Source organism: Pseudonocardia pini, assembly GCF_013870575.1.
GTDB classification, from domain to species: Bacteria; Actinomycetota; Actinomycetes; order Mycobacteriales; family Pseudonocardiaceae; genus Pseudonocardia; species Pseudonocardia pini.
Window position 1 is genome coordinate 1 of sequence record NZ_JACBXB010000936.1, and the last position, 1894, is coordinate 1894.

Below are 1894 nucleotides of genomic sequence, written 5' to 3' on the forward strand. Positions count from 1 at the left end.
GCCGCGCACCCGCTGCCAGACCCGCGACATCGGCCCACCGCCGACGCCCGGCACGATCCCGCCGAACTGGTCGCGGGTCAACGAGACCATCGACGCCAGCCTGCGGAAGGGCCGCGCGACCGCCCACAGCACGACCGTGACCACCCCGGTGACCAGCAGCGCGAGCCACAGGTCGATGCCCGAGCCCGGCCGGAACAGCGACACGACCAGCAACGCGTGCAGCCCGGCCAGCGCACCGACGATCACCGTGTTCACGATCGCGGCGCCCGCCACACGCAGCATCGCGGGCAGCACGTCCGTCTTCAGGACCGCCACGACCGCGATCACCGGCGCGGCCATCACCATCAGCCGCAGCAGCAGCATCGCGACCAGCACCAGCACCTTCGACAGCAGCTGGAAGAGCGCGATGCACACGGCCTGCACCACGGCGAGCACCCCGACCCCGACCCGGCTGCCGGACTCGCCCTGGAAGTAGCTGTACCGGTCGCCGAGCTGGCCGGCGATGGCCTCGTAGTCGGTCTTCTTCTGCTCCGCGAGCTGCGGGGTGTCCTGCCCGGTGGCGACCTCGTCGATCGTGAAGGTCGACGCCCGCAGCAGCGGTCGGCCCTGGTCGGTGGCCTGCGGGACGTCCGGCGAGCCGAAGTTGCCGCGCAGCCAGTTCTGGTAGACGACCTGGTCGACCAGGACCGTCGGGAGGGTGTCCCGGTCGCCGAGGCCCACCTGCTGGAGGAAGCCCTCCTGCATCTGGGTGACGCCGTCGAGCAGCAGGGTGTCCGCCGCGCGGGCCCAGTTGACCGGCGCGAGGTAGGCCGCGGACGCGAGGATCAGCGCCCCGACGGCCAGGGCGCCGCGTTGCGTCTGTCTCGCCAGGTCGCCGCGCATGGCCAGGACCAGCAGCAACACGGCCAGGATGACCAGCGCGACGCCCACCCACGGTAGGAACACCGACTGGTACATGGCCTGGGTGGCCGAGGTGATGACGTTGTCCAGCGGGTCGAGCAGCGCGCCGCCGTCGGCGATCAGGTAGTGCGCCCAGTTCACCCCGCCGACGGCGAACTTGGCCACGTTGAAGGTCTGGTTGCCCAGCCAGGTGTCGGTCGTCGTGGCCGGGTTGAGCACCCCGCCGCCGCAGCCGAGGTCGTAGTTGTGCCAGGTCATCCCGGCGTACCCGACCTCGCGGTACACGCTGCCGGGCTCGCCGCCGTCGGGCCGGGGCGGGTCTATCGACCCGACGAGCCCGGTGCCGGGCCGGTCCGGCTCCGGCGCCTCCTTGCAGTCGAAGGGCTGCGCGACGGCGGGCGAGCCGATCAGGGAGGACCCGAGCACGACGGCGAGGACGAGCAGCAGCGAGCCCACCCGCGACCGCCGCCCGCCCGTCGAGATGAACCTCAGCGACTTTCGATCATGGTCGAAAGGTCGCTGAGGTTCATCTCGGCGGGCGGCGGCGGGGCGACGACGGGAGGGGGCGGGGCGGCGGCGGAGGCCCCGGACCAGGGCCGCGACGACCACGAGCAGCACCGCCGCGCCCCCCAGGGGTATCGCCGCGGGGGTCACCGCCCACCCTCGCCGGGGGCGCCGCTGGGGGCGTGCGAGCCGTTGACCCCGGAACCGTTGACGCTGGAGGGGTCGGATCCGTTCCGGGGCGCGGGATCCTCGACGGGCTCGACGAGGTCGGCCTCCCTGCCCATGGTCGGCTCCGCCAGCTCCGCCTCCTCGTCCAGGTCGGCCCAGCCCTCTTCGAGGTCGTCGAGGAGCTCGAGCTGCTCGTCGTCCGCCGCGGCCGTCGAGGGATCGACCACGCGGAGCCCGTCGTCCCAGTGCGCCTGCCCCGGGCCGACCCGGGTCGCGGCGCCGCTGCGGACCTCCGCGGCGGTGAGGTCGATGTCCGTGTCGT

2 protein-coding genes are annotated in these 1894 nt (G+C 73.3%); both read right to left on the minus strand.

The annotated features are described in order from the left end of the window. Positions 1-1356, minus strand: a 1356-nt coding sequence (locus H5J29_RS31030) for a hypothetical protein (RefSeq protein ID WP_312858493.1), incomplete at its 3' end; no start/stop codon positions are given. 194 nt (positions 1357-1550) lie between these two features. Then, a partial coding sequence (locus H5J29_RS31035) for a hypothetical protein (protein ID WP_181784497.1) occupies positions 1551-1894 on the minus strand: 344 nt, incomplete at its 5' end.